Annotated in this window: 18 protein-coding genes and 2 CRISPR repeat arrays; of the genes, 2 read left to right on the forward strand and 16 right to left on the reverse strand. The window is 66.6% G+C overall.

Annotation, left to right across the window (positions count from 1 at the left end):
* Positions 1-65: 65 nt before the first annotated feature.
* Entirely contained in the window at positions 66-1,406 is a 1,341-nt protein-coding gene (locus DNK34_RS03115) for an aminotransferase-like domain-containing protein (protein ID WP_131176775.1), read from the reverse strand.
* A 77-nt stretch (positions 1,407-1,483) separates the two neighbouring features.
* Between DNK34_RS03115 and DNK34_RS03120 the strand changes: the two genes are divergently transcribed.
* Complete coding sequence (locus tag DNK34_RS03120) at positions 1,484-2,434, forward strand: threonine dehydratase (RefSeq protein WP_131176776.1); 951 nt, start codon at positions 1,484-1,486, stop codon at positions 2,432-2,434.
* Between the two features lie 29 nt (positions 2,435-2,463).
* On the opposite strand, the gene DNK34_RS03125 is transcribed toward DNK34_RS03120, so the two are convergent.
* Positions 2,464-3,321 (reverse strand): hypothetical protein, encoded by an 858-nt coding sequence (locus DNK34_RS03125; protein WP_131176777.1) that lies wholly within the window; start codon positions 3,319-3,321, stop codon positions 2,464-2,466.
* A gap of 465 nt (positions 3,322-3,786) precedes the next feature.
* On the opposite strand from DNK34_RS03125, the gene DNK34_RS03130 reads away from it, so the two are divergent.
* Complete coding sequence (locus tag DNK34_RS03130) at positions 3,787-4,947, forward strand: MFS transporter (protein WP_131176778.1); 1,161 nt, start codon at positions 3,787-3,789, stop codon at positions 4,945-4,947.
* A gap of 143 nt (positions 4,948-5,090) precedes the next feature.
* A CRISPR array of direct repeats spans positions 5,091-7,074; the repeat unit is 29 nt; unit sequence CGGTTCATCCCCGCTGGCGCGGGGAACAC.
* Between the two features lie 66 nt (positions 7,075-7,140).
* On the opposite strand, the gene cas2e is transcribed toward DNK34_RS03130, so the two are convergent.
* From cas2e to fhuB, 14 genes are all read right to left on the reverse strand, one after another.
* Positions 7,141-7,440, reverse strand: a complete 300-nt coding sequence (gene cas2e, locus DNK34_RS03135; protein ID WP_131176779.1) for a type I-E CRISPR-associated endoribonuclease Cas2e — start codon at positions 7,438-7,440, stop codon at positions 7,141-7,143.
* Positions 7,440-8,354 carry a type I-E CRISPR-associated endonuclease Cas1e gene (gene cas1e, locus DNK34_RS03140; RefSeq protein ID WP_207401614.1) on the reverse strand — a complete coding sequence of 305 codons (915 nt, stop codon included), beginning with the start codon at positions 8,352-8,354 and terminating at the stop codon, positions 7,440-7,442. Before cas1e ends, cas2e begins: the two co-directional genes overlap by 1 nt.
* A complete protein-coding gene (gene cas6e / locus DNK34_RS03145) occupies positions 8,354-8,968 on the reverse strand; it encodes a type I-E CRISPR-associated protein Cas6/Cse3/CasE (protein ID WP_131176780.1) in 615 nt (204 codons plus the stop codon). Before cas6e ends, cas1e begins: the two co-directional genes overlap by 1 nt.
* Complete coding sequence (gene cas5e, locus DNK34_RS03150) at positions 8,943-9,602, reverse strand: type I-E CRISPR-associated protein Cas5/CasD (protein WP_131176781.1); 660 nt, start codon at positions 9,600-9,602, stop codon at positions 8,943-8,945. Before cas5e ends, cas6e begins: the two co-directional genes overlap by 26 nt.
* Positions 9,603-9,604: 2 nt before the next feature.
* The gene (gene cas7e, locus DNK34_RS03155; RefSeq protein ID WP_131176782.1) at positions 9,605-10,747 is read right to left on the reverse strand and encodes a type I-E CRISPR-associated protein Cas7/Cse4/CasC; all 1,143 of its coding nucleotides are present in this window, start codon (positions 10,745-10,747) and stop codon (positions 9,605-9,607) included.
* Positions 10,748-10,757: 10 nt separating this feature from the next.
* Positions 10,758-11,300: a type I-E CRISPR-associated protein Cse2/CasB gene (gene casB, locus DNK34_RS03160; RefSeq protein WP_131176783.1), complete on the reverse strand. Its 543-nt coding sequence runs from the start codon at positions 11,298-11,300 to the stop codon at positions 10,758-10,760.
* Positions 11,297-12,838 (reverse strand): type I-E CRISPR-associated protein Cse1/CasA, encoded by a 1,542-nt coding sequence (gene casA / locus DNK34_RS03165; RefSeq protein WP_131176784.1) that lies wholly within the window; start codon positions 12,836-12,838, stop codon positions 11,297-11,299. The genes casB and casA overlap by 4 nt, the downstream gene beginning before the upstream one ends.
* Before the next feature lie 113 nt (positions 12,839-12,951).
* Positions 12,952-13,377 (reverse strand): type II toxin-antitoxin system VapC family toxin, encoded by a 426-nt coding sequence (locus DNK34_RS03170; RefSeq protein WP_131176785.1) that lies wholly within the window; start codon positions 13,375-13,377, stop codon positions 12,952-12,954.
* Positions 13,377-13,628, reverse strand: coding sequence for a type II toxin-antitoxin system Phd/YefM family antitoxin (locus DNK34_RS03175; RefSeq protein ID WP_131176786.1), 252 nt, complete (start codon positions 13,626-13,628; stop codon positions 13,377-13,379). The genes DNK34_RS03170 and DNK34_RS03175 overlap by 1 nt, the downstream gene beginning before the upstream one ends.
* 50 nt (positions 13,629-13,678) lie before the next feature.
* On the reverse strand, positions 13,679-16,351 hold the full coding sequence (gene cas3, locus DNK34_RS03180) for a CRISPR-associated helicase Cas3' (protein ID WP_131176787.1): 2,673 nt from the start codon (positions 16,349-16,351) through the stop codon (positions 13,679-13,681).
* Positions 16,352-16,506: 155 nt separating this feature from the next.
* Positions 16,507-17,877: direct repeats of the CRISPR family, unit length 29 nt; unit sequence CGGTTCATCCCCGCTCACGCGGGGAACAC.
* An 84-nt stretch (positions 17,878-17,961) separates the two neighbouring features.
* Positions 17,962-19,611: an acyl-CoA dehydrogenase family protein gene (locus DNK34_RS03185; protein ID WP_131176788.1), complete on the reverse strand. Its 1,650-nt coding sequence runs from the start codon at positions 19,609-19,611 to the stop codon at positions 17,962-17,964.
* A gap of 159 nt (positions 19,612-19,770) precedes the next feature.
* Positions 19,771-22,170: a hybrid sensor histidine kinase/response regulator gene (locus DNK34_RS03190; protein WP_131176789.1), complete on the reverse strand. Its 2,400-nt coding sequence runs from the start codon at positions 22,168-22,170 to the stop codon at positions 19,771-19,773.
* Between the two features lie 282 nt (positions 22,171-22,452).
* Positions 22,453-23,325 (reverse strand): iron-siderophore ABC transporter substrate-binding protein, encoded by an 873-nt coding sequence (locus tag DNK34_RS03195; protein ID WP_242675359.1) that lies wholly within the window; start codon positions 23,323-23,325, stop codon positions 22,453-22,455.
* Entirely contained in the window at positions 23,322-25,337 is a 2,016-nt protein-coding gene (gene fhuB / locus DNK34_RS03200; protein WP_131176790.1) for a Fe(3+)-hydroxamate ABC transporter permease FhuB, read from the reverse strand. Before fhuB ends, DNK34_RS03195 begins: the two co-directional genes overlap by 4 nt.
* Position 25,338 lies beyond the last annotated feature (1 nt).

The raw sequence follows: 25,338 nt of genomic DNA on the forward strand, positions 1-25,338 counted from the left end.
ATCCTTGTCGTGGGATTTCATGGCGATAGCTGACACGCATTGGCGCTCGGGCGCAAGCCCGCCAATCATCCGGGCCAGCTTGCGGCTACCCGTTCCAGGGCGCGCTTGAGCTCGGCACGGCTGCGCGCCGCGGCCAGGCTGATACGGATCGCCGCACCCACGGCGGGACCGACGGCGAAGACCTCGGCCGGCACCACCTCCACGCCGGCAGCACGACAGGCCCCGGCCAGATCGAAGCGCGCCGGGGCCGGCAGCCACACGTGCGGCGCCACCTCGCGATCACGCGGCATGCGTGGGCCCAGTATCCGTGCGGCAAGGCGCCAGCGCTGCTGCAATTCATGGCGTTGCCAGGCCAGGCGCCGCGCCGCGGTGCCGTCCTCGATCCACTCGCAGCCCAGGGTCAGGCACAGGGGCGAAACGGCCCAGTTGGTCGCATGCCCCTCGCGGTCGATGCGTTCCAGCAACGCCTCGGGGCCATGCAGAAAACCCAGGCGCAGGCCGGGCGCGACGGTTTTCGACAGGCTGGTGACCAGCAGGCAGCGCTGTTCGAGCACCCGGGCCAGGGGCGCCTGGCTGCCCAGGGCGCCGTAGACGTCGTCTTCGATCAGCCACAGGCCATGGCGCTCGACCACCTCGGCCACCTGCAGACGCCGCGCTTCGTCCATGCTGCTGCCCGTCGGGTTCTGCAGGCAGGGGGTGAGCACCAGCACCCGCGCCCCGGTGGCGCGCACCTGACGATCCAGGTCAGCGGCCAGGATGCCGCGTTCATCCATGGCCACCCCGTGCAGCGGCAGCCGCAATTGCCGCGCCGCGGCCTTGATGCCCGGCGCGGTGAAGGCTTCCACCAGGATCGGCTCGCCCGCCTCGCACAGCGCCAGCAGCGCCGCCGTGACGCCCTGCTGGGCACCGGCGCAGAGCAGCACCCGCGAGGCCGGACAGTGCAGGCCGCGCTGCTGCAACCAGAGGCTGCCGGCCAGGCGTCCGCGCAGCACCAGCTCGGCCGGGGCATAGGCCTGCAGGGCGTCGACCCTTCCCTCGCCGAGCAGCCGCTCGAGCGTGCGCGCCAGGTCGTCGCTGTCGCCGTCGTGCACCGGCACGTTGGTCGACAGGTCGATGCTTTGCGTCGGCGGCAGCGGCTGTTTCAGGCGAAACAGGCTGGCCTCGCGGCTGTCGGCCAGCACGTAGGTGCCCCGCCCGACCTCGCCGGAGACCAGATGACGCCGCGCCGCCTCGCGATAGGCCTGCATCACCGTGCTCGGGTTGATGCCTAGCGCCCAGGCCAGCCGGCGTTGCGGCGGCAGGCGCTCGCCGGACTTCAGCTCACCCTTGCCGATGGCGCGGGAAATCGCCTCGACCAGCGCCAGGTAGCTGGGCAGCGCACTGTCTTGCAGGTCAGGAAGCCACATTGTTTGCCATGCAATATAAACATTTACCCATACAATGCCCGAGTCGTAGCATCCGGTCAAAAGCCCCGGAGATGCCCATGTTCGACCTCGAAGCGCTACGCCAGGCCGCCGCCCTGATCCGCCCTGTGGTTCCACCAACGCCACAGTTCGCCTGGCCGCTGCTGGCCCGGAGGCTGGGTTGCGACGTGTGGGTCAAGCACGAGAACCACAACCCGACCGGCGCCTTCAAGGTGCGCGGCGGCCTGGTCTACGTCGACGCTTTGCGGCACCGCGAGCCCCGGGTCAGCGGCCTGGTATCGGCCACCCGCGGCAATCACGGCCAGAGCCTGGCCCTGGCCGCGCAGCAGGCCGGGTTGCACCTGCGCATCGTCGTGCCGCGGGGCAATGCCCGCGAGAAGAACGCCGCGATGACGGCCCTGGGCGCCGAGGTGATCGAACACGGCCAGGACTTCGACGAGGCTCGCGCCTGGGCGGCGCAGTTGGCCGGGCGCCTGGACCTGCATTTCGTGCCGTCGCTGCACCCGGACCTGATCCGTGGCGTGGCCACCTATGCCCTGGAACTGTTCGAGGCGGCACCGCCGCTGAAACGCATCTACGTGCCCATCGGCCTGGGCTCGGGCATCTGCGGGGTGATCCGCAGCCGCGACCTGCTCGGCCTGGATACCGAGGTGATCGGCGTGGTGTCCAGCGCCGCCGATGCCTACGCGCAGAGCTTCGCCGCCGGACGGATCATCTGTACCGACAGCGCCGACACCCTGGCCGACGGCATGGCCTGCCGCATGCCCCAGGCCGAGGCGCTGGAAATCATCCGTGCCGGCGCCACACGCATCGTGCGGGTCGATGACGAGGAGATCCGCCAGGCCATACGCGCCCTGCACGAGGACACCCACAACCTCGCCGAAGGTGCCGGCGCCGCCGCCCTCGCCGCCCTGACCCAGGAGCGGGAGGTCAACCGTGGCGAACGGGTCGCCGTGGTGCTCAGCGGGGCCAATATCGACAGGGCGGCGCTGGCCTCGATTCTGGCGTGAAACGACGATGCGCCCAGGCGAACACCCGGTCAGACGCTGATCGACAGCGTCGCGCCGATAGCGGCGGGGGAAAGGCCACCGCCGCCCATGGCACTGGCGGCCTGTTCGCAGGCGTCCAGTCGCGCTTTGATTTCGCCGATGATCGTCCGGCTCTCGGCATCCGGCGCGTCCCCCAGTTGCGCCTTGACCATGGCCAGCAACTGCTTGAGTTGACGGGCGACCTTCTTCAACGCCTCGGCATCGGTGCGGCGCTGCTCATTCGTCGGCGAGCGCATGGGCCCATTCCAGGCCTCCTCGTCCTGCTCGTCCTGCTCGTCCGCCTCACGGCTTTCATCCTCGGCAGCAACCATCCCGGCTTCGTCCGCGGGTTCGTCGGCGACCGCCGCTGACGTTGGCGGAGGAGATTCAACAGGATCGGCGTCGACCGCCACCGGCACCTCGCCGTCAGCGACGCCGGCGCCCGTTCCAGCAGCGTCCGGCATCGACGCAGAAGCACTTGCGGACGGCGCCTTGAGCACCGCCGCCACCTGCCCCAACTCCTGCGCCAGTTGCTTGATCTGTCGCAGCATGCCCTTGGCCGCGTCCGGGCCGAGGCCGGCGGCCAGTTGCTTGAGCATGGCGATACGTTGCTTGATGTCCTCCAGGCGCTGGCGGGCCGCCTCCTTGCGCGCCTGCTGCTGGATATCCTGGCTGGCGCGCAACTTCGCCGTGGCTTCGCGCATGCTGGCCATGCGCTTTTGCGTATAGGCGCTCAGGCTGAGCGTAACCGAAGGCGCCTGCTTCCCGGCCTCGCGCGCAGAACCTGACGCGGCCCCGGCCTCACTGGCCGTGCGCGCGATCACAAGGCTTCTGCCCACTGGAGTGCCCGTTGCCGTGATGGTCGACATGCGGCGTCCTGTGCCTGACGAATATGCCAGGTTGTCGGCCTGCCCATGGCAGACTTGAACGGGTTGCCATCGAATAGTCCCGGTGCACGGGTATCAAAAGCGCGCCACCCGCACCTGCGGGGAACATGACATGTAATGCGACGCAGGTGATTGAGCCACGGCCGGGCAACCTCTAGACTGCCCGGACACCGCCCTGCCGAGCCCTTCGATGCCAGCGCTTCCCCGTTCGCCCCGCCTGCCGCACACCGGCCCTGTGCCGACCGCGCTCTGCCGGCCGCGCGATGCCCTGCTCAGGCGCCGGCGCAGCGTGCTGTTCGCCTTCACCTTCTCGCCTCCCGCCCTACGCGCCTGAGTCGCCAGCCGGCGACCACCCCCAGCCATTTGCGGATGCCGCGCCCAGCGCGCAGGCACCCGCCTTTACCTTCGCGCGCGCCCGGGCCATGACCCGGGCAGGAGTCGAGAACGATGAATCGTCGCTTATTGAGTGTGTTGGTCTTCGCCGTATCGGTGATCGGCCTTGGCATGGGCGTCACCCTGCCGCTGGTATCGCTGCGGCTGCACGAGGCCGGAGCCTCCTCCCTGGTCATCGGCACGCTGAGCGCCATGCCGGCGGCCGGGATGATCCTCGCAGCACTGCTGGTAAACCCGCTGTGCCAGTACTTTTCCGGCCGCATCCTGTACCTGGCCTGCTTCGCCCTCTGCGCGCTGAGCGCCAGCGCCCTGGAGTGGCTGCCGGACGCGCTCGCGCCGCTGGCGCTGGCCCGCCTGGCGCTGGGCCTGGGCATGGGAGTGGCGGTGATCCTCGGCGAGTCCTGGGTCAACGAACTGTGCGGCGAACGCCGGCGTGGCCAGGTCGTGGCGCTCTACGCCGCCTGCTTCACCGGCTTCCAGCTCGTCGGCCCGGCGCTGATCGCGCTGCTCGGCACCCAGGGCTCGTGGCCAGTGGTCATCGTCACCCTGGCCAATCTCGCCGCCCTGGCGCTGCTCTGGCACAGCCTGCCGGAACGATGGGTCAGCAGTGGCGAAGACACGGCACGCAGCTTCTCCCTGGCCGGCTTCATCCGCGTAGCGCCGGCGTTATGCACCGGCGTACTGTTCTTCGCCTTCTTCGATGCCGTGGTGCTGTCGCTGTTCCCGCTGTACGCCAGCGCCCATGGCTACGCGCTGGGCGTGGCGGCCTTGATGGCCAGCGTGATCCTGGCCGGCGACATGGCGTTCCAGGTGCCGCTCGGCTGGCTGGCCGATCGACTCGACCGGCGCGCCCTGCACCTGTTCTGCGGCGTGCTGACCCTGGGCCTCGGCCTGGCCCTGCCCTGTCTGATGGAACAGCGCACCCTGCTATGGCCGGCTCTGCTAGTCCTCGGCGCCGCGGCCGGCGGTATCTACACCCTGGCCCTGGTACTGATCGGCCAGGACTTCCGCGGCCCCGACCTGGTCACCGCCAACGCCTGCATCGGCCTGCTGTGGGGCATCGGCAGCCTGCTCGGCCCCGTGCTCAGCGGCGCCCTGATGAGCGACCGCCCACAGGGGCTGCCGCTGGCATTGAGCCTCGCCGCGGCAATCTTCGTGACCACGGCGATGGCCGCGAGACGACGGAAACGACACACGGTTCAGGCGCGGGGCTGAAGGGCCACGCACCGGAAGCGACGGCGGTCTAATCCCTCAGACCGCCGCTGACACTCCTCCCAGGAAGGCGGCCCCCCGTGCAAGGACGGCACACGCTGACACGGGGAACACATCAGGCTCAGCAACACGTCCTTCGAGTTGTACGGTTCATCCCCGCTGGCGCGGGGAACACGAGCACACGATGTCTAGATCCAGGCCCTTGGCCGGTTCATCCCCGCTGGCGCGGGGAACACAGCGCGTCCAGGCCCACATAGACGACTGCGCGCGGTTCATCCCCGCTGGCGCGGGGAACACATCGCCCTCGAAGCCGAGAACCTGCAAGCCGTCGGTTCATCCCCGCTGGCGCGGGGAACACTCAACGCCACGAACAGCAAGACGCTGCGCAGCCGGTTCATCCCCGCTGGCGCGGGGAACACTTCGAGCGTGTCCACTTGCGCTGCCCTTTGATCGGTTCATCCCCGCTGGCGCGGGGAACACGTCTGGAATCTGCGCCGCGGCGACCTGTTCCGCGGTTCATCCCCGCTGGCGCGGGGAACACAATACCAATGCCCAGGATCGAGTAACCCCACACGGTTCATCCCCGCTGGCGCGGGGAACACGGATCGTCCTGGCCGTTCGCGATGACCTGGGCCGGTTCATCCCCGCTGGCGCGGGGAACACCTCCAGAGCCGCGGACTCCATAGTCCTCAACTGGGTTCATCCCCGCTGGCGCGGGGAACACGGCGAGCGTTATCGCGCATCAGCTCTTCCTGGCGGTTCATCCCCGCTGGCGCGGGGAACACTGGCTGCTGCGCAACCGACAGTTCATCTCGGACGGTTCATCCCCGCTGGCGCGGGGAACACCCCTTGACGGTCGGCGAGCTGGAAAAGTAGACCGGTTCATCCCCGCTGGCGCGGGGAACACGAAACCTTCCCGTGTCCTGAGTGCGGTAGCAACGGTTCATCCCCGCTGGCGCGGGGAACACACATGCAGCGCGTCGATGGCTTCCTGTATTGCCGGTTCATCCCCGCTGGCGCGGGGAACACTGATTGAAAATATTAGGCATCGGGTAACACCTCGGTTCATCCCCGCTGGCGCGGGGAACACCTAGACGCCACAAGCAGCGCTACGGCCTAGGCCGGTTCATCCCCGCTGGCGCGGGGAACACCAAAGAGCAGAGTCGGCCCGAGAAACTGTCATCGGTTCATCCCCGCTGGCGCGGGGAACACGTAACTCGGCTGGATCTGCGCCTGGGCGGAGACGGTTCATCCCCGCTGGCGCGGGGAACACGCCAATGTCGAGTCATTCTCTGCGTGGACGAACGGTTCATCCCCGCTGGCGCGGGGAACACCCTGTCTATCGGCTTCAACGCCATCGAATACAGCGGTTCATCCCCGCTGGCGCGGGGAACACGCCTGATTATTCTCACGAACGGGCGCGGCGGCCGGTTCATCCCCGCTGGCGCGGGGAACATGGCCGTCCGGTACTGGTAACCCTTGCTGCCGTCCGGTTCATCCCCGCTGGCGCGGGGAACACCTGTCACGGTATAGGGCGGTCATGGAGGCCGACGGTTCATCCCCGCTGGCGCGGGGAACACGATCGATGCGGTATCGCACTATCTCGTTCAGGAGGTTCATCCCCGCTGGCGCGGGGAACACTCTGAGAACAGCCGAGTTGACGGCATAACGTGCGGTTCATCCCCGCTGGCGCGGGGAACACTGCAGCGAGGTCTACGAGCATCTGCCGCGCGGCGGTTCATCCCCGCTGGCGCGGGGAACACGCTGCCGCGCCCGCTGCCGCAGGTCAACTACAACGGTTCATCCCCGCTGGCGCGGGGAACACGGTCCATTGCTTAAACCGCCTGTAGTTGGTCGCGGTTCATCCCCGCTGGCGCGGGGAACACACGAATAATCACGACGCTCCAGCATCAATTACCGGTTCATCCCCGCTGGCGCGGGGAACACCCAAGCCCAGGCCGCCCTCACTGTCCAACCCGCGGTTCATCCCCGCTGGCGCGGGGAACACATCGACTGGCTGACCGTTTCGCAGGAATTCGACGGTTCATCCCCGCTGGCGCGGGGAACACGCGACTGCACCCGTTGCGGTCAGTGCGCCATTCGGTTCATCCCCGCTGGCGCGGGGAACACACTTAGCGTAACCAACTGTTCCAGAAAGGAAAAATTAGCCGCTAAAAATCTACCAACATTTCCTTGTTAAAGATCGGGGTTGTCCAGGGGGTGAAAAGCGACCAGATGCAGACCGTCGAACTCTACCGGCAAACGCCGGTTGGGACCCAGGGTCTGGAACTCGTAACCGGACTCATGGTTGCTGGCCCAGGCCATCACCACATTGCCGTCTTCATGCCCCTCACTGAGCTGCTGCCAGATCATTTCCCGGGTGCGCTTGGAGACATCGCCGATATAGACCCCGGCGCGTACCTCCAGCAGCCAGATGGCCATACGTCCGCGCAGGCGCGGCGGGACGTTCTCGGTGACCACGACCAGAAAGCTCACTACTGCGCCCTGTGGCCGGCATCGCCGATGCTTTCAGGATTGGGAATGGCCGGCGGTACCGACTCGGGCGGCGCTTCGGGTGGTGAGATGCCGCCAGCGGCCAGCACCTCTTCGATGATGGGGATGATCTTCGCCAGGATCCTGCTGGAGCGGAACAGGTCGCGGCACCCCAGGCGCACTTCCCGTTCGGGTTGCTGCGGTGCCTTCGCGGCGATGCGAAAAGCCAGCGGCACCACGGTCTCGAACTTGAACAGGTCGGCGATATCGTAGACGAACGACAGCGGTTTACCGGTGTGGATAAAGCCCACCGCCGGTGCATAGCCCGCCGCCAATACAGCTGCTTCAGTGATGCCGTACAGGCAGGAGGTGGCCGCCGACAAGCAGCGGTTGGGGATATCCGCCGCGTCCCATTCCTTGCGGTCGTAGTTGCGCGCTCGCCATTCGACCCCATATTGCTTGGCCAGCAGCTTGTAGGTCTCGCGCACCCGAGCCCCCTCGATGCCGCGCAACTGCTCGACACTGCGCCTGGCCGGTGCCGGCTCCTGGAAACGCAGCTCGTACATCTTGCGCACCACCTTCAGGCGCAGGTCATCGTCCAGCGCCAGCTTGGCCTGGTAGAGCAGGCGGTCGGCCCGCGCCCCGCCCGGCTGGCCGCTGGCATACAGGCGCACACCGGACTCGCCTACCCACACCAGCAGGGTGCCCACGGTGGAAGCCAGATGCACGGCGGCATGGGATACCCGCGTACCCGGTTCGAGCATGATGCAGGCCACCGAACCGACCGGGATGTGCATGCGCACGCCGGTCTTGTCGATTACCACGAAAGCACCGTCCTGCACGTCTATCTGCCCGTACTGGACGAAGATCATCGACACTCGATCCTTCATCGGCAGGGGCTTGAGAGGAGGCAGCATCAGCTTCGTGCCACGCTGAGCAGCCCGCAACCGAACGCCTTGGCCGGGCCGATGCCCGCAGTCAGAGCACGGCTGAAGGCCGTCAACTCCTGTACCTGCAAGCGCCCCTCGAAACACGCACGCTGCAGGCTGATGCGACTATCGCCCTTGCGGCTGGCCAGCCTATCGCTGCCCGTCACCAGGGCAGCCTCGACGCTGAAACCATTACGTTCGCCCTGCCGCCCCAACCAAGCAAGCTGTTCGTCTTCGCCGAGCAGCCCATAGCGCTTGCCCTGGCGAGTCACCGTCGGATTGGCCTGCAGGCGAAAGCGGTAACGCGCACCGCCCTCCACCCATTGCGCAAGATCCAGGCATTTGCTCTCGACCGGTCGTTGCAGGTAGTTGGGCAGGGCGTGCAGCGCTGACCAGTCGCCCTCTGTCGCCGCCTGCACCAGCACCACCGGCGTTGACCAGGCATTGCCGCCAGCCTCCAGTCGCCAGAGGAAACGCGCAGGCGAGCTGCCCGCGTCCGCCACGAAGGCACGCGCCAGGGTGCGGTGCATGTCATAGGCATCGCCCAGGTCACGTCGAGCCTGAGCGCTACGCGGATCAAGCGTCAGTCTGGTCAGGTACATGCAGCACTCCCGATTTCACGAAACGTGGGCCAAAACGTCGTTCGGCAAAAGGTGCGACCGGTTGATCCAGGCGGATGGCACCTTCCTGCTCATCCTCCAGCAGACAGCGCAGCGGCTGCTGGAGGCCCCGTTGCGACGAGGATAACGGTGGGTAGGACGCCAGCGCCTGCTCCAGTGCCAGAGGCGAGAAACCATCGGCCAGCCATACCGGCATGCCCGGTGCAAAACTCTTGCGCCCCAGCGCCAAGGACCAGTGCGGGGCACGCAAGGCCGCATGGATACTCGCCAGCAAGGCTTCGTCCCGCCCCTCCAGGCCAACCAGGAAGGCCGCGTCCGCCAGGTAGTAACGCGGACTGACCACGGTGCGCCGCATGTCCGCCTTGCCGGTGGCGATCAGCACGCCGGTGGCAGTCTGGTAATCACGCATCGGCACACCTTCACGGTCGACCCGCACGCCCATGCGCAAGGCGCCCAGGTCATCCACCGGCTCGCGGCGATCGCGCCCCAGGGCTGCGCACACTAGCCCCAGCACACCGGACTTGGAGGGCTCCAACTGGGTATCGCGCTCATCGAAACGGCTGGTGGTGCCCCAGGACTGCAACGGGCCTTGCAGGCGCAGCAACAGGGTGGCCATGTTCAGCCCTCCAGTTGTCCGGCGACCTGCATGCGCACCCAGGCTGCCAGTTCGCCCAGGTTCTGAACGTGAAGGCCCTTCTGCTCTGGCCAGGCATCGGTGAGGTCGAGACAGGCCCAGCGGTCGCGGCTATCGGCATAGACAGTCGCCAATTTGCTCTCATGGCTGGCCAATTCGGCCACCGACTGGCTGGTCAGCGAGTTGTCGCTGCGCGGGTTGACCGGCTTCTCGAAGGCATTGGCCAGGTTCAGCGGGCCGGCATGGCGCAGGCAGACGCCGACGAAGCTGGGCAGGTTGTGCGCGGCGAAGGTGTTCTGCTTGCCGCTGGGGATGGCGCGCACCACGGCCTGGGTAAAGGCCTCCAGCGCCGACAGGGTCAACTCGCGATCCTGTTGCAGGTTGCCGAGCAGCTTGTGGGCATCGACCACCGCATAGCGGTACAGGGTCGCGGAGTTGAACTCCACCTGGCCGATCATGCCGGCACCGGTTTCATCCGGCCCGCCCTTGTCATCGACGGCGGTGAAGTAGTCGAACTCGCGCTCCACGCGATGGGTGCTGATGGCGTGGGCCACCTGGCAGGCGGCGTCCTGGTTGACTTCCGGCATATCGGCGAGCATGCGCCCGAACAGCGCCACATCCACCGCCTTGCCGCCATCGAGCAGGGCCTTGGCCTTTTTCACCACCTCGGCCGGCGCACTGGCCTTGGCTTCCTTCTTGCCCTTCTTCTCGCTGCCGGCCGGCGCACCGGCCAGTTCGTCCCAGTGCTGCTCGATCAACTGGGCGAAACCGGCAATCTCGGCTTCGCCAAGGAATAACAGGTATTCGGTCTTGCCATCGTCCTTGAGCTTGAGGCCGGCAGCGGCCAGGGCCGTTTCGATCTTGCCTGCGGCCTCGGCCTGATCACGCCCGGCCAGGCGCTCCAGCAGCAGCGCCTTGAGTTTCTTGGTGCGCACGCCGCGGAACTCGGGGGCGACCAACTCATGCTCCTGAGCCGTGAGGCGGATGGCGCGCTTGAAGCACTGGCTGCTCACCCGCGCCCGACGATGGCCGCCGAACAGAGCATCCTTGGGTGCGCCGGTGTCGTCGCGGTTGAGGTTGGACGGGGCGAAGTTCTGGATCAGGTGGAATTCGACGAACAGACTCATGATGTCCCTCTCAGTCGTTGGCAGCTTGTGCAGTGTGGTCGGCGGCGGGGGCCGCCAGGGCGCGATAGAAATCCCGTGCCCAACGCTGGCGCACGGCATTGCGCCGCTCGGAATCGATATACGGGTTGAGCCAGACACTCAGATCGCGCAACAGCACGCCATAGTCCAGCGGGCGATCATCGGCCGCCAGCAGACTGATGATCTGGCGCAGGTAGATCGCGAGATTCTCCGCATCGGCACTGAGCAATGCGATGAAGCGCTGCTCGATGCTGGCGCTGTCACGCTGGCGCATCAGTTCGCCCAGGCTGGTGGCCAGGCTCTTCGCCGCCTGCCTGGGATGGGTGGCGAACAGACCGGCCGTCAGATACAGGGCCAGCCGCGAGGCGTCCTGGGCGTGCCGCTCGGCCGCGACGAAGCGCTCCACATAAGGATAGGCCGGCGCGTAGACGCCAGGGGCGAATCCCAGGCTGCGGCGGAGAATGGCCAGCGCGCCACGGTCACGCTCGTGCAAACGCTGCAAATGCGCAATAAAGCTCTGCGCGAACTCACTCATGCGCGAACCTCCTTGTCGGGTGTCGGTAGATCCTGCAGCGGGGCGAGCAGGCCCAGCAGGCGTGGGTAATGGTGGGCTTCCGCGCACAGCGCCTTGGCGCTTCGTCCCAGGCCCGTCAGGATGGCTTGCCAGGCACCTTGCGCGGCCTCGCGCAGACTCCGCCGCCAGAGCGCTTCGGCTTCATCCAGCCCGCCAGCGCCCAACAGGGTCATGACCCGTCCCAGATGGCGCTCGGCGGAGGCAAAGAACAGAGTGCCCGCCGGCCCGGCATCAACCAGGCTGCGCGCTCTGGCCCAGGTGTCCTTGCTACCGGGGTCGGGCAGGATTTCGGCGAGCATACCGGCAGCCAACTTGCGCAGCGCGCCGAACAGCTCCTCGGCATCGCGGACATAGCGCCGCAGTTCGTTCGCATAATCCGGCGCCGCCAGAAGCGCCGCCGGCAGTGCGATACGTTCGGAGCGCCAACGCAGCAGCTTGGCTTGGTCGCTGGCCAGCCCGGCGACCAGAAGCGGTTGCACGGAGTCGTTCAGGTAGAACTGCAGATTAGCGGCCCATACCAGCACGGCGGCAGGCTGGGAGGCCTTGCCCTCGGCATCGGGCAGCAGTGCGGGCAGGTCGCGCCAGAAGGCGCGGCCCTCGGTGAAGCTCAGGCGCACCAGGCTGTTGCTGCCGGCGCGGTAGCTGGCCATGGGATCGGGCGCCTGCAGGTCATCCCCCAGCGCCAGGCCCGCGGCAAAGCGTATCCACTGTACTCGCCCCTGCTCATCCGGGAGCAGCAGCACCGCCCGGGTCTGGCGGCTATAGCGATCGTTAGGACCGGCCGCCAGCATCGGTTCACCGCGCAACTGGACGATGCTCGGCGCCCCCTGTTCCCAACTGGGCAAATCCTCGTGCCCCGCCTGGGTCGGCGGATGCAGCGCCAGGCACAGGCTTCGCGCCAGCGAATCACCAACCGGCATCACTGCCGCAGTGTTGGCCAGGGCACCAGCCTTGTCGGAGTCGCGCAGGGTCTTGACCAGACCACCGGGAGTGAACTGTAGAAAACCCAGCAAGGTGCACAGGGCATCGGCCGCCGAGATACTGCGCGGCGCCAGGTCGCAGGAGTGATCGAACACCACTGGCGCGTTGCCATTGGCGCTGGCCAGGGAAATCTGCGTCCAGGGTTTGAGCTTGTCTCGGGTTTCCTCAGCCTCGGCCAGCGCCGCCACCTGCATGAACGGCTGCTGCGGATGGAACAGCCAGAAGCGTTCGCGCCAGTGCTCCAGATAATCCCGAATGGCCGCGAACGGCAGGCCATCCCGATACCAGCGCAACCGCTCGCTGTCCGTCCAGCGCCCCTGGGCATGCGTCAGTGCACGGTGGGTGATGGCCAGCAGCAGACGGTATTGGGCGATCAGGCTGGGCGGCGCGGTTTCCGCCAGGGCGCTGATTTCGCTGGCACGCTCGAACAGTTCCAGCAGCCCCAGCTCGCGAACCTGTCCATCGTGCATCCGTACCGCCAGCCATGGCTCGTCGAGAAGGCTGAAAGACCCGCTCATGCTCCCCCTCCTTTCCATGTCGGTATCTGCAATTCCATTTACCTCTCTCTGAATACAGCGACTGCGAGCCAGTAGAGCAGACAAAGTGCCACTATCCAATGAGTCAGATCAACTCAATCGGTGCACTCCCAGGGATTGAGCAACGCCACCCCGGTCGGCGCGAAGTCCGCGACGTTACGGGTCGCAACGGTCATGCCGTGCACCAGCGCCGTCGCGGCGATCAGGGCGTCGCGCTCGGCGCGCGGGTCGGGGACGTGCAAGCGGGCGCAGCACTGCGCCACGGCGCTATCGACCGGCAGAATCCGCCCGGCAAAACCCGGCAGCACATGGCCATCGAGCCAGGCGCGCAGCATGGCGCCCTGCTGCGGGTCGCGGCGCTCCACCAACAGTACGCCGGTTTCCAGCTCCAGCACGGTAATCGCGGAAATGAACAACTGCCCGGGCAGCAGCCGCTGTGCCCAAGCCACCAAACGTGGGTCGGCCTTGCCGCTTTTCGCCTTGCGCAGTTCGGACACCACGTTGGTGTCAAGCACGAACATCAGCTCAGATCCGCCGGACGCGACAGCTCCTGCGCAGGCGGCGCCTCGAACTCGACGTCCTCGACACCCGGCATGGCCAGCAGGTCGATGATGCTGCCCGGGCCACCGGTCAGACGCTGGTACTCCTCGATGCTGAGCAACACATGCGCAGGCCGGCCACGGTCGGTGATGAACACAGGTCCTTCATTGGCGGCGCGTTTGGCACCGCTGGCGTCCTGGTTGAATTCACGACTGGTGAGTATGGTTTGCATGGAATCACCAAAATGTAGTTACGTTTCTACATGATAGCTCGAGCACTCACTCAGGCAAGCTCCTTCGCTGTCCCCGCCTGATAAACCAACCCCAACTCATCATCCAGACGCACCGTCAGACTACCGATCTGCAAGCAGCCCTCGGTCAGCCGCAACGGCTTGAGGTGGCGCAGCAGCGGATGTTCGCTGAAGGCACGGGGCGCCTCCTCGGCCTGGCAATGCCTGACCAGCGCCTTGCGCGAGGTTTTCAACTGGCGGGCATAGAGCTTTTTCGCCCAGGCATCGGGCAGCAACCGCTCTGGGTCAAAGGCTTCGCCACCCGGAGTCAGGCTCCAGCCACCGGGCACCGCATGTAGCGGAATCAGACTGATGGAGTCGTCGCCCAGGCGGGTGTAGTTGGGCAGGCCAAGGCCTTCCTCTCCCTCTTCATAGCCGCGATTCTTCTGCGCGTAGGCGGTCTGAGGCTCGGCCTCCGGGTCGATGGCGACATTGAGCGCCATCATTCGCTCGGTCTGGCGCTTGCCCAGATAGCTGCCAAAGGCCTCATCCTCGATAAAGGCACGATCGGTTTCCGTCAGATCAGCCGGCAACTCGGCATCGCCATACACCGCCTGCACCAGGCGGTCGATATCCTGCGGCAGGTGCAATTCGCGCTCGCGTGACAGCAGCGCCCAGGTACGCCCGAGGATGTAGGGCGCGTAGACATACTCCCAGGCGGTGCTTTTCAGATCGGGCAACGTGGAAGCGTCCAGGCCGGCCACATACAGGGTCGCCTGCCGATGGGCGGCCAGTCGCTCACGCTGGTGACGGTGCAGGCGGCCGGCACGCTGCAGAATCAGGTCGACCGGCGCCAGGTCGGTAAGCATGAAATCGAAGTCGATATCCAGGCTCTGTTCCGCCACCTGGGTGGCGATCAGCAGCGCCCTGGCCGGCCGCTCGCCACCCTGACCGAAGCTGTCCAGCACGGCCTGCTCCTGCTGGCTACGCCGATCCGCCGGGAAGCGCGCATGGAACAGCAACAGGCGCGCCTCGTCACCCAGTTGCGCCTTGAGCTTGAGGTACAAGGCCTGCGCGCGATCCACGGTATTGACGATCAGCGCCCCGCAACCGCCATGCTGCAAGCATTCCAGTGCGCAAGCGACGAGGCTGTCGATATCCTCCCCGATCGCCTGCAGACGAATCGGCGGCAAGGGTCGCGACTCGCAGGTGCCGCCCTGCAGGCCACGCCCATCGGCCAGCAGCAGGCGCGGGTAGGCCAGCTCAGGAATCTCGTCGACACTCACGCCCCAGGCCCGCAGCAGGGCGTCACGCCGTAGTGCCGGCAGGGTCGCGCTCATCAGCACCACCGAACTGCCCATGGCCTTGAGCCAGCGCAGCAGCGCCTCGATCAGGCCGCTGGTGTAGGTGTCGTAGGCATGCACCTCATCGAGCACCACCACCCGGTTGCTCAGCCCCCACAGGCGCACGAAGTGGTGCTTGACGTTGAGCGAAGCGAACAGCGCCTGGTCCACGGTGCCGACGCCATAGGGCGAAAGCAGCGGACGGCGGCGCTGGGAGAACCAGGCGGACGAAGCGACGCTCTCGCCCGGTACGCCATGGATGCCACGCAACGCCACCACCTGCTCGTTGAGCAGCGCGCCGCCATGCACCAGTTGCACATCCACCTCGGCCTCATCGGCAAAGCCGCGCAGAAAGGTCAAGGCCCGGGTGAACAGCGCATTGCCGGTAGCCTGGGTCGGCAAGGCCACATACAGACCACGATGCTGGTTGGCGACCTGGAGACGCAGATGAGCGAGAAACGCCAGTTCGGTCTTGCCCTCCCCCATCGGTGCCTCGACCAGCAGCAGTGCCGGCCCCTGCACATCGTCGAGCAGACGATCCGCCTCGCGCTGCAAGGGCCGGGCACTGAACTCCGGGCGCTGGACGATACGTCCGATCAACTCGTCGGCTCCGCTCGGCTCGCTCAACAGCGGCTGGAAGGGCGTCCAGCCAATCGCTCGCAGTGCCCGATCGGCCCGTGAGCCGGCATCGGCATAATGCTCAGCCAGCGACTCGTGACGTTCACCCAGAGGGAACCACTCGGGATTGGAGCCGATCCAGTCGGCCACGCTGGTCAGTCCGGCCAGCCACTGCACGGCCGGCTGCGACAGGGCCTCGATCTGCGGCACGCCTTGCGGTGCCAGGACAGCCCAATAAGCCTCGAAGACTTCCCGGCGCGCCTCGCCCCAGGCCGGCGGCTCGAACGCTGGCTTGGCACGGTTGAATTCCATCTGATTGAAGTTGTAGCCATGGTGGGCACTGATGGCCTGCAAGGCATGGTGTACCCACAGCAGGTGAGCGATGTTCTGACGCGGCAAATGCTCCCAGAGCAGCGCGGCGCTGGCACAGGCATGGTCGGTCACGCCCAGCGAACCCGCCGGAAAGGACAGGCCCAGCGCCTCATCCACCTGTCGGCCTTCGACCCATTTGTCCTGGAAACCGGGGATGGCCTTGCCGAAATCATGCAGTCCGACCAGACAGGCGATCCAGCGCGCTACATGTTGGCGCTCCAGACCCAGAGCCTGTGCCGCCCAATCCAGGCTGCTGGCCGGTTCATGCGCCAGCATGCGCTCAGCGACCGCCGCCACATCCAGCAGGTGGGCCAGTACACCATGGCCGAAGCCATCGCCGCTCTTGGCCCAGAGCCGGCGGGCCTGATCGCTCAAACTGGAAAATCCGTTCATCTAAGGCTCCTGTGGATCGTCGAAGATCACATGGCATCGGCAAACGATGCAAAGTGCCAGCACTCCAGAGAGCTGGCAACAGAGGACCTGCCGAACGTCTATTCGGCCCCGATGGAGCGCCCCACCGGCAAGAAGTCCAAGGGCAAGCCCCACAACCGTTCATCCCCGCTGGCGCGGGGAACACTTGTGCCGCAGCTCGGTCGGTTTCCCGACTATCGGTTCATCCCCGCTCACGCGGGGAACACATGAAAACCGACTGCTCGTCGGGCTGATCGCTCGGTTCATCCCCGCTCACGCGGGGAACACGTTTTGCGCCCGGCGGCCCACTGCTGGTAATTCGGTTCATCCCCGCTCACGCGGGGAACACGGCAGAGATACACAACCGAACGATTCCCCGGACGGTTCATCCCCGCTCACGCGGGGAACACACGTGCAACATAAAAGATAATCTCAGTACCGTCGGTTCATCCCCGCTCACGCGGGGAACACGTGCGCTGTTTTTCATGGTGTTCGCCCGCGACCGGTTCATCCCCGCTCACGCGGGGAACACGCCGTTTTGGCGCAGGCCGCGAATCGTCGTTCCGGTTCATCCCCGCTCACGCGGGGAACACCCCCTTGTAACCATCCTTGGCGATCCAGCCGCCGGTTCATCCCCGCTCACGCGGGGAACACGAACTCGCCTCGAACGCTAGCCCGGTACTTGGCGGTTCATCCCCGCTCACGCGGGGAACACATGCGGCGCGAGCGCTCGTAGCGCGTGGTCGTCGGTTCATCCCCGCTCACGCGGGGAACACCGATAAGCGCCGAGCGCCGCACGACGGAACGACGGTTCATCCCCGCTCACGCGGGGAACACGCGTCCTTGCCATGTTCTGCGGGCGGAAGCGCCGGTTCATCCCCGCTCACGCGGGGAACACTTCCTGCCCTACCCCAGCCGATCCAACTCACGCGGTTCATCCCCGCTCACGCGGGGAACACGGCGCCAGGTAGGCTCGCCCAAATCGGAGCGGCGGTTCATCCCCGCTCACGCGGGGAACACGCGGCGCGCCCCATAAGCGTGATCGCCTCTGGCGGTTCATCCCCGCTCACGCGGGGAACACGGAGTGACTTGAAATATTGCCGTGGTCCATTGCGGTTCATCCCCGCTCACGCGGGGAACACCCGTATAGAAACCAATAAAGGCCCTTTCGGGCCGGTTCATCCCCGCTCACGCGGGGAACACGTATTCCAAAATCTCATCACGACTCGTTTTGTCGGTTCATCCCCGCTCACGCGGGGAACACAGCGCGCTATCGAGATTCTGGAGTCCAACGACCGGTTCATCCCCGCTCACGCGGGGAACACGGGAGGACGGTAGGCGAGAAACCAATCACCAGCGGTTCATCCCCGCTCACGCGGGGAACACTGCTGAGACTGAACAACAGGAGCCTCAACAGCCGGTTCATCCCCGCTCACGCGGGGAACACTGAGAGGCGCGAGCTACAGAACATAAGCCTGGCGGTTCATCCCCGCTCACGCGGGGAACACACTTAGCGTAACCAATTGTTCCTGAAAGAAAAAATAGACTGCTGAAAATCCACCGACTTTACCTTGGCAAAGAGCGCTCTGTTCTCAGGCCGGATAGGGGCTACTGCGCGCCAGCAGCGCCTGTACGTCGATACCGCGCGGCAGGGTCCCATAGACACGTCCGCCTTCGCCCAGACGAGCGGCGATAAAGGCATCGGCCACCAGGCTGTTGCCGGACTCGAGCAACAGCCCGGCCTGCAGCGCCACCGCGATGTCCTCGGTCAGTTGCCGGGCGCGGTACTGGCTGTCTTCGCGGTCTTGCAAGGCGCTGTGCAACCGCGCGACATGGGCCTTGAGCCGGGGCTCGCCGTGACCGTCGCCCAACTCGGCGAGCAACGCATCGAGCACACCGCGTTCCTTGGACAGGGCGCGCAGCACGTCCAGGCACTGCACATTGCCCGAGCCCTCCCAGGTGGAGTTGACCGGTGCCTCGCGGTACAGCCGCGGCAGGATGCTGTCTTCGACGTAACCGGCGCCGCCCATGCACTCCGCCGCTTCATTGATCATCGCCGGCGCCCGCTTGCAGATCCAGTACTTGCCCACGGCGGTGACCAGGCGGGCGAATTTGCGCTGTCGCTCGTCGTCGGGCTGGTCCAGCGCGCGGCCCATGCGCAGGGTCAGCGCCAGCGCCGCTTCGCTTTCCAGGGCCAGGTCGGCGAGCACGTTCTGCATCAGCGGTTGCTCGGCCAATGCGCGCCCGCCGACCTGACGCTGGGCGCAATGATGGGCGGCCTGGCTGAGGGCCTGGCGCATCAGGGCGCTGGAGCCGATCATGCAGTCGAAACGGGTCATGGCCACCATCTCGATGATGGTCGGCACGCCGCGGCCCTCCTCGCCGATCATCCAGGCCAGGGCGCCGCGATATTCCACCTCGCTCGAGGCATTGGAACAGTTGCCCAGCTTGTTCTTCAGGCGCTGGATATAGAACTGGTTGCGGCTGCCGTCGTCGCGATGACGCGGCAGCAGGAAGCAGCTCAGCCCCTTGTCGGTATAGGCCAGGGTGAGGAAGGCATCGCACATCGGCGCCGAGCAGAACCATTTGTGCCCGACCAGTTCGTAGGCCTGGCCAGGGCCGCCGCCGCCCAGCGGATAGGCATGGGTGGTGTTGGCGCGCACATCGGTGCCGCCCTGTTTCTCGGTCATGGCCATGCCGATGGTGGCGCCGCGCTTCTGCTCGATCGGCAGGTTGCGCGGGTCGTATTCGCGGGACAGGATCTTCGGCAGCCAGCGCTCGGCGATATCCGGCTGCAGCCTCAGCGCCGGTACGCTGGCGAAGGTCATGGTCAGCGGGCAGCCACTGCCGGCCTCGGCCTGGCTGTGCAGATAGCTCATGGCCGCGCGCACCACCTGGGCGCCTTCGCGTGGCGCGACCCAGGGCATGGACGGGATGCCATGGGCGATGGCCGCGCTCATCAACTGGTGGTAGGCCGGGTGGAACTCCACCAGGTCGAGGCGATGGCCGTAGCGATCATGGCTCTTGAACACCGGCTTGTTCTCGTTGGCGAGGAAGCCGGCAGTCATCAGCTCGCCACCGGCCAATTCGCCATAGGCCTCCAGACGCCCCTCGCCCCAGGCCCCGCCGAAATGCCGAAGCCACTCCTGCAGCGGCAGGTCGAGACGGTACAGGTTGGCCCCCTCCAGCGGCACGGCCTGGTTGAACACCTCGTGGGTTTCGGCGTACAGGCTGGGTTTCATGCGATGGGCTCCTCGGCGCCGATGGCGCGCGGACAGAAAGGTGGCTTGGCCATAACCCGGCGTGACGCCACGGCGTGGCCGGCAGCGGCGCGAATCCCCTTCAGTGAAGCAGAAGCCTGTCCCGGCTTAAAGCGGGATTTCAGCCAGACTCGGACGTATTCAGGACGGGCGGCACAACACCCAGTCATGCAGCAGCACGCGCAATTCGTCGAATTTCACCGGCTTGCCCAGGTAGTCGCTCATACCCGCCGCCAGGCAGCGCTCCCGGTCGCCCGACTGGCTGTGGGCGGTGATGGCCAGGACCGGTATCTGTTCGCAACCGGGCAACAGCCGCAGCGCGCGACAGGTGGCGAAGCCGTCCATCACCGGCATCTGGCAGTCGAGCAGCACCGCGTCGACCGGCTCGCCCTGCAACCACTCCAGCGCCTCGCTGCCGTTGTCCGCGGTACGCACCCGGTAACCGAGCTTGAGCAACATGCCACGGATCACCAGTTGGTTGATGGCGTTGTCCTCGACCACCAGTACGGTGCACTGCGCCGGCTCGCGCACGGCGGTACCGCGGGCGCGCCGTACGACGCTGGCGGCACTGCTCGCCTGTACCGGCAGGCTCAAGGTCAGGCTCACGCGGAAAAGGCTCCCGCCCTCGGCGTTGGCCTGGTGCTCGAGGCTGCCGCCGAGCAGTTCGACCAGTTGCCGACAGATGCTCAGGCCGATACCGAGGCCGCCGTATTCGCGGGTCATGGAGGTATCGAGCTGATGGAAGCGGCGGTACGGGTCGATCTCGTTGGTACAGTGCAGGCCAATGCCGGTATCGACCACCTCGATAATCAGTGGCAGGGCTTCCTGGCGCTGCTCGCCGCCCTGCCGCACACGCAGGCCGACCTGCCCCGCCGCGGTGAACTTGATGGCATTGTCCAGCAGATATCCCAGGCTCTGGGCCAGTTTGCCGGCATCGCCCTCCAGCGTGTCGGGCAGCCGCTCGTCCAGCTCGAGGGAGAAGTCCAGGCCCTTGTCCCTGGCGCGCGGCCCATAACTGGCGCAGACACCGTCGAACAGGCCACGCAGGCTGAACGGCTCACGCCGCGGGTACAGGCGCCCGGACTGCAGTTCGGTGAGGGCGAGGATGTCGTTGACCATGCCCATCATGTCGCGCGCCGAGCGGGCGGCGGTCTTCTGGTACTGCTCCGCCTCGGGGTCCAGACGCAGGGTCTGCATCAGTTCCAGGGAACCGATGACGCCATTCATCGGCGTACGCAGTTCATGGGTCACGGTGGCCAGGAAATCGTCCTTGAGACGGTTGCTGTCGGCCAGTTCCTGGTTCAGCGCTTCGAGCTTTTCTCCCGCGCTCTGCAGGATGCGGGTGCGCTCTTCCTTCATGGCGTTGATGCGATCGGCCAGCGCCAGGGACAGCAGGCCGACTTCCAGGGCACTGCCGATCTGGCTGGCGTACATGGTCAGGAAGAGGTTGGGCAGATAACCGAGCACCATCAGGGTATTGACCAGGCCGCCGAGCAGGAAGGCCGCCCAGGCGATGATGAAATAGCGCGCCACCCGCATGCCGCGCAGCCAGGCCAGCACGCCGGCACTGGCCACCACCAGGGTGAACACCAGCGCCAGGCAGGTGGCCAGGCGCAGCGACAGCGCATAACTGACGGTCAGCGCCAGCAGCATGACCACGACGCCACAGAGCATCAGCAGGCACAGGGCGCGGTCGACCCAGCGGCTGTGCTCGCGGGTCTGCAGGAAGCTGCGCGCGAACTGGCTGCCGAACAGCGCCGTGGCGCCGATCAGAAAGGGCGTGGCGGCGTTCGCCCACCAGGGGTTGTTCGGCCACAGGTACTCGATGCCGGCGCCGTTGACCGAGACCTGATAGAGACCGAACGAGGCGATGTAGAGGATGTAGTACAGGTAGCTGGTGTCACGCACGCTGACGAAGATGAACAGGTTGTAGATCAGCATCACCAGCAGCACGCCATAGATGATGCCCAGCACATAGAGGCGCGACGGCTGCTCTTCCAGATAGGCGTTCGGCGACCACAGCGTCAGGGGCGCCTGGATCGATCCCTGGCTCTCCAGGCGCAAGTAGACACGGCGCACTTCGCCGTCCTTGAAGTCGAGGGGGAACAGGTAGTTGTTCTGCTGGATCTGCCGGCTGGAAAACGGCAGGGCATCACCGGTGCGCTGGGTCAGCCGGAAACGCCCCTGGTTATCCTCCTCGTACAGTTCCAGGTGATCCAGGGGCGGATAGGCCAACTCCAGCAACCAGTACTGGTGGGTGTGCGCGGTGGGGTTGTGCGGGCGGTAATGCAGGTCCAGGCGCAGCCAGAACACCGAGCGCGAATAGCCGGCATTGAGCACCGCCTTGTCATGTACCCGGAAGCTGCCCTGCAGGGCGGGCGAGGTGATGTCATCGATGCTCTTGTCGCCGCGCACGTCTTCGAACACCTGCATCAGCTCGCCCAGCGGCAGGGCCCGGGTATTTTCATCGAAGACCGCCGGCGCTGCGGCGCACACGAATGCGGGGCACACGGCCAGTAGCAACATCAGGATAAGACGCATGCGGCCCCTAGCAGCCTGTCGGACGTTCCGACCGAATAGCAGACATGATCGATAAATGGAAAAATCGCCCTAATGCTTTCAGCGTTCAGCTTCCGCGAACCGGCTGAATCGCGCAGCGGCACCTGAATATCCAGCCAGGCCCATGTCGCACGGCGTCGGAAGGCCCCATCCTTCCTCAATGACACCGGCGCGCACGGCACGGCTGCGGAATAGCGGTAACTGTAGGGGCTGTCGAGGTTGCCGCACAAGTCGTGCGCTCGGGAAAATCGTCGGCCGGGGCGCTCAGCGCTGCAGCCCATCGATGCGCAGCAGCGCCTCGGCGATCGCCTCGGCCAGGTACTCGATGGAAAATACGCCGCCATAGGTCCAGGTCGAGCGCATGGCGCCGAAACGGCCGTCGCGCACGAAGGGCATGGCCCGCCACAGGGGCGTGCCGAACAACTGATCCTGCTGGGCGAAGGGTTCGATGTGCAGGATCACCCCACCCTCGATACGCCCCAGGGTGGTCACCGGCGTCTGCACGATGCCCCACGGGCTGGGCGGCAACGGATAGGCCGGGCGCAGGTGCAGCAGTTGCATGGCATGCTGCGCCATGGAGTTGTCACCGTTGATGAACACCGCGGTGGGCGAAGAGAAGCGGATCACCGTGACCTTCGGCAGTCGCCCGTGAAAGTGCGCCAGCAAGCGCTGATGCAGGGCGTCCAGCCGCGCCTGCATCGCCTGCAGTTGCTCCCGGGCGAACGCCTCGCGGCCGAAATGCCGGGCCAGGGCCAGGTAGTTGTCCCGCGCACTGAGGTAGTTGTCATGGTTCTGGCTGAAGCTGCTGTACGCCACCACCGGCGCGATGCGCTCGAGCTTGTCGCGAATGTCCTCGAGCAACGGCGGGATCACGATCAGTTCCGGTTGCAAGTGCGCCAGCAGCTCCAGGTTGGGCTCGGTACGCGAACCGGCGCTCGGCACCTCGTCCGGCAAGGTGGGGCGCACCACCCAGGTACGGTAATCCCCCGCGTCGGCCACGGCCAGCGGGGTGATATCCAGCTTGAGCAGGTGTTCGGCCGCTTCCCAGCCCAGCGCCACCACCCGTGGCTGCGCCGCCAGCGGGCCAGCAGCGCACAGCAGTGCCAGCAGCAGGCACATCCGCCTCACCAGGTTCATGCCAGGCGCCTCTTGAGCAACAGGTAGACGAAGTAACTGCCGCACACCACCGAGGCGACGATGCCGACCGGCAGTTGCCGGGGGAAGATCAGGGTACGGCCCAGCCAGTCGGCCAGCAGCATCAGCACGCTGCCCAGGGCCGCGGCCAACAGCAACTGCGGCAGCACCCGGCGCGCGCCGAGGATGGCCGCCATATGCGGCGCCAGCAGGCCGAGAAAGGCCACCGGCCCCATCAGGCTGGTCACCAGCGCGCACAGCAGCGACACCAGCAGCAACAGCGCCAGGCGCGCGAAACGCACATCCAGGCCGCGGCTCAGGGCCACGCCATCGCCAATGGAAATCAGCGTCAGCGCCCGCTGGAAGGCCAGGCTCAGACCGCCGAGCAACAGCACCCCGGCAGCCAGCCACAGCGACTGCTGGGCCGATACCCGGTACGTGGAACCCGCCAGCCAGCCGAGCAGCGCGAAGGAGTCCGCCGTGCCCTTGGCCAGCCCGAACTGCAGCATGGCATTGAGCAGCGCGGTCAGGGAAATGCCCACCAGCGCCATCAGCGCCGGCGAATACTGGTGCCGGCGGCCCAGCAGCAGGAGTATGCCAAGTACCGCCAGGCTGCCGACGAAAGCGGCAATGGGCGCGGTAAAACCGAGCAGGGAGCCACCGAACAGCATCAGCGCCAGCATCACCGCCAGGGTCGCACCGGCCGACAGGCCGAGGATATCCGGGCTGGCCAGGGGATTGCGCAGCAACCGTTGCAGCAGCACCCCGGCGATGGCCAGCCCGCAACCGGCCGCGGCGGCGGTCAGCAGCCGCGGCCAGCGCAATGACCAGATCAGCGACGACGGCCAGTCGAACTGCCAGCCGCCGGTGCCGCGCCCCAGGCAGATGCTCAGCAGCACAGCCGCCAGGGCCACCAGCAGCACCAGGCAGGCATGCTTGCGCTGCACACGCTCGGCGCCCTCGGGCAGGCTCAGGCCACGGGAATCGTCCGCCGACAATTTGCGCCGTGCCAGCCACAACAGCGCTGGCGCTCCGATCAACGCGGCAGCGGCGCCGCTGGGCACCAGGTCGGCCGTCCAGCGGTTGGCCAGCAGCGCCATGGCGTCGGTGGCGAGCAGCAGGGCGCCACCGAGCAGGGTGCTGTAGAGCAGTTCGTCGCGCGAGCGGCGGGCGCCGAACAGACGCGCCAGGTTGGGCGTCAGCAGGCCGATGAAGCCGATCAGCCCGACCGCGGTGATCGACACCGCGGTCATCCAGAGCGACACCAGAAACAGCGCCAGCATCACCGGCCACAGGTTCAGCCCCCGCGCCTGGGCGCCTTCGCTGCCCAGTTGCAGCAGGGTCAACGGGCGTGGCGCCAGGGCGATGACCAGCAGCCCGATCAGCAACTTGGGCCACAGCCAGGCCACCCAATGCCAGTCGATCTGCGCCAGATCGCCCGCGCCCCAGACGAACAGCCCGCTGGTGTACTGGTTGTTGAGCAGTACCAGGCCGGAAGCCAGGGCGCCGAGCAGCAGGTTCATGGCCATGCCGGCGAGTACCACCGGCAGACCGGCGATACCGTTGCGCCCGGCGATCAGCAGCACCAGGCCGACCGCGGCCAGGGCACCGAGCAGCGCCGCCCAGTGACCATGGCTGGCGGCGAACGCCGGCACCAGCAGGGTGACGCAGACCAGGCCGAGCCAGGCGCCGGAAGAGGCGCCGATGGTCATCGGCGAGACCAGGCGGTTCTGCGTCAGTTGTTGCAGCACGCTGCCGGACAAGCCCAGGGCCGCGCCGACCAGCAAGGCCATGACCAGCCGCGGCAGCGCCGAGAGGTTGAACTGCAGGGCATCGAAGTCTTCGCCCACGGCGCTGCCCAGCAAGTCCCACTGCCGGGCCAGGGGCAGCGAGGTGCTCAGTTGCAGGTGCAGCGCGGCCAGCAGGACGAGCAGCATGACGCTCAGGCCGTAACGCAGCAGCCCCCTTCTCACGGCTCCCGATGGCCGCCCATCGCGCGCCTCGACGAATCCCATG

Origin of the sequence: Phytopseudomonas dryadis (genome assembly GCF_004327355.1) — a bacterium.
Lineage (GTDB): Bacteria > Pseudomonadota > Gammaproteobacteria > Pseudomonadales > Pseudomonadaceae > Aquipseudomonas > Aquipseudomonas dryadis.

Bases quoted from the DNA above. Each gene is read 5' to 3' on its own strand.
- DNK34_RS03115 (WP_131176775.1), bottom strand. From the start codon at position 1,406: ATGTGGCTTCCTGACCTGCAAGACAGTGCGCTGCCCAGCTACCTGGCG.
- DNK34_RS03120 (WP_131176776.1), top strand. From the start codon at position 1,484: ATGTTCGACCTCGAAGCGCTACGCCAGGCCGCCGCCCTGATCCGCCCT.
- DNK34_RS03125 (WP_131176777.1), bottom strand. From the start codon at position 3,321: ATGTCGACCATCACGGCAACGGGCACTCCAGTGGGCAGAAGCCTTGTG.
- DNK34_RS03130 (WP_131176778.1), top strand. From the start codon at position 3,787: ATGAATCGTCGCTTATTGAGTGTGTTGGTCTTCGCCGTATCGGTGATC.
- cas1e (WP_207401614.1), bottom strand. From the start codon at position 8,354: ATGCTGCCTCCTCTCAAGCCCCTGCCGATGAAGGATCGAGTGTCGATG.
- cas6e (WP_131176780.1), bottom strand. From the start codon at position 8,968: ATGTACCTGACCAGACTGACGCTTGATCCGCGTAGCGCTCAGGCTCGA.
- cas5e (WP_131176781.1), bottom strand. From the start codon at position 9,602: ATGGCCACCCTGTTGCTGCGCCTGCAAGGCCCGTTGCAGTCCTGGGGC.
- cas7e (WP_131176782.1), bottom strand. From the start codon at position 10,747: ATGAGTCTGTTCGTCGAATTCCACCTGATCCAGAACTTCGCCCCGTCC.
- casB (WP_131176783.1), bottom strand. From the start codon at position 11,300: ATGAGTGAGTTCGCGCAGAGCTTTATTGCGCATTTGCAGCGTTTGCAC.
- casA (WP_131176784.1), bottom strand. From the start codon at position 12,838: ATGAGCGGGTCTTTCAGCCTTCTCGACGAGCCATGGCTGGCGGTACGG.
- DNK34_RS03170 (WP_131176785.1), bottom strand. From the start codon at position 13,377: ATGTTCGTGCTTGACACCAACGTGGTGTCCGAACTGCGCAAGGCGAAA.
- DNK34_RS03175 (WP_131176786.1), bottom strand. From the start codon at position 13,628: ATGCAAACCATACTCACCAGTCGTGAATTCAACCAGGACGCCAGCGGT.
- cas3 (WP_131176787.1), bottom strand. From the start codon at position 16,351: ATGAACGGATTTTCCAGTTTGAGCGATCAGGCCCGCCGGCTCTGGGCC.
- DNK34_RS03185 (WP_131176788.1), bottom strand. From the start codon at position 19,611: ATGAAACCCAGCCTGTACGCCGAAACCCACGAGGTGTTCAACCAGGCC.
- DNK34_RS03190 (WP_131176789.1), bottom strand. From the start codon at position 22,170: ATGCGTCTTATCCTGATGTTGCTACTGGCCGTGTGCCCCGCATTCGTG.
- DNK34_RS03195 (WP_242675359.1), bottom strand. From the start codon at position 23,325: ATGAACCTGGTGAGGCGGATGTGCCTGCTGCTGGCACTGCTGTGCGCT.
- fhuB (WP_131176790.1), bottom strand. From the start codon at position 25,337: ATGGGATTCGTCGAGGCGCGCGATGGGCGGCCATCGGGAGCCGTGAGA.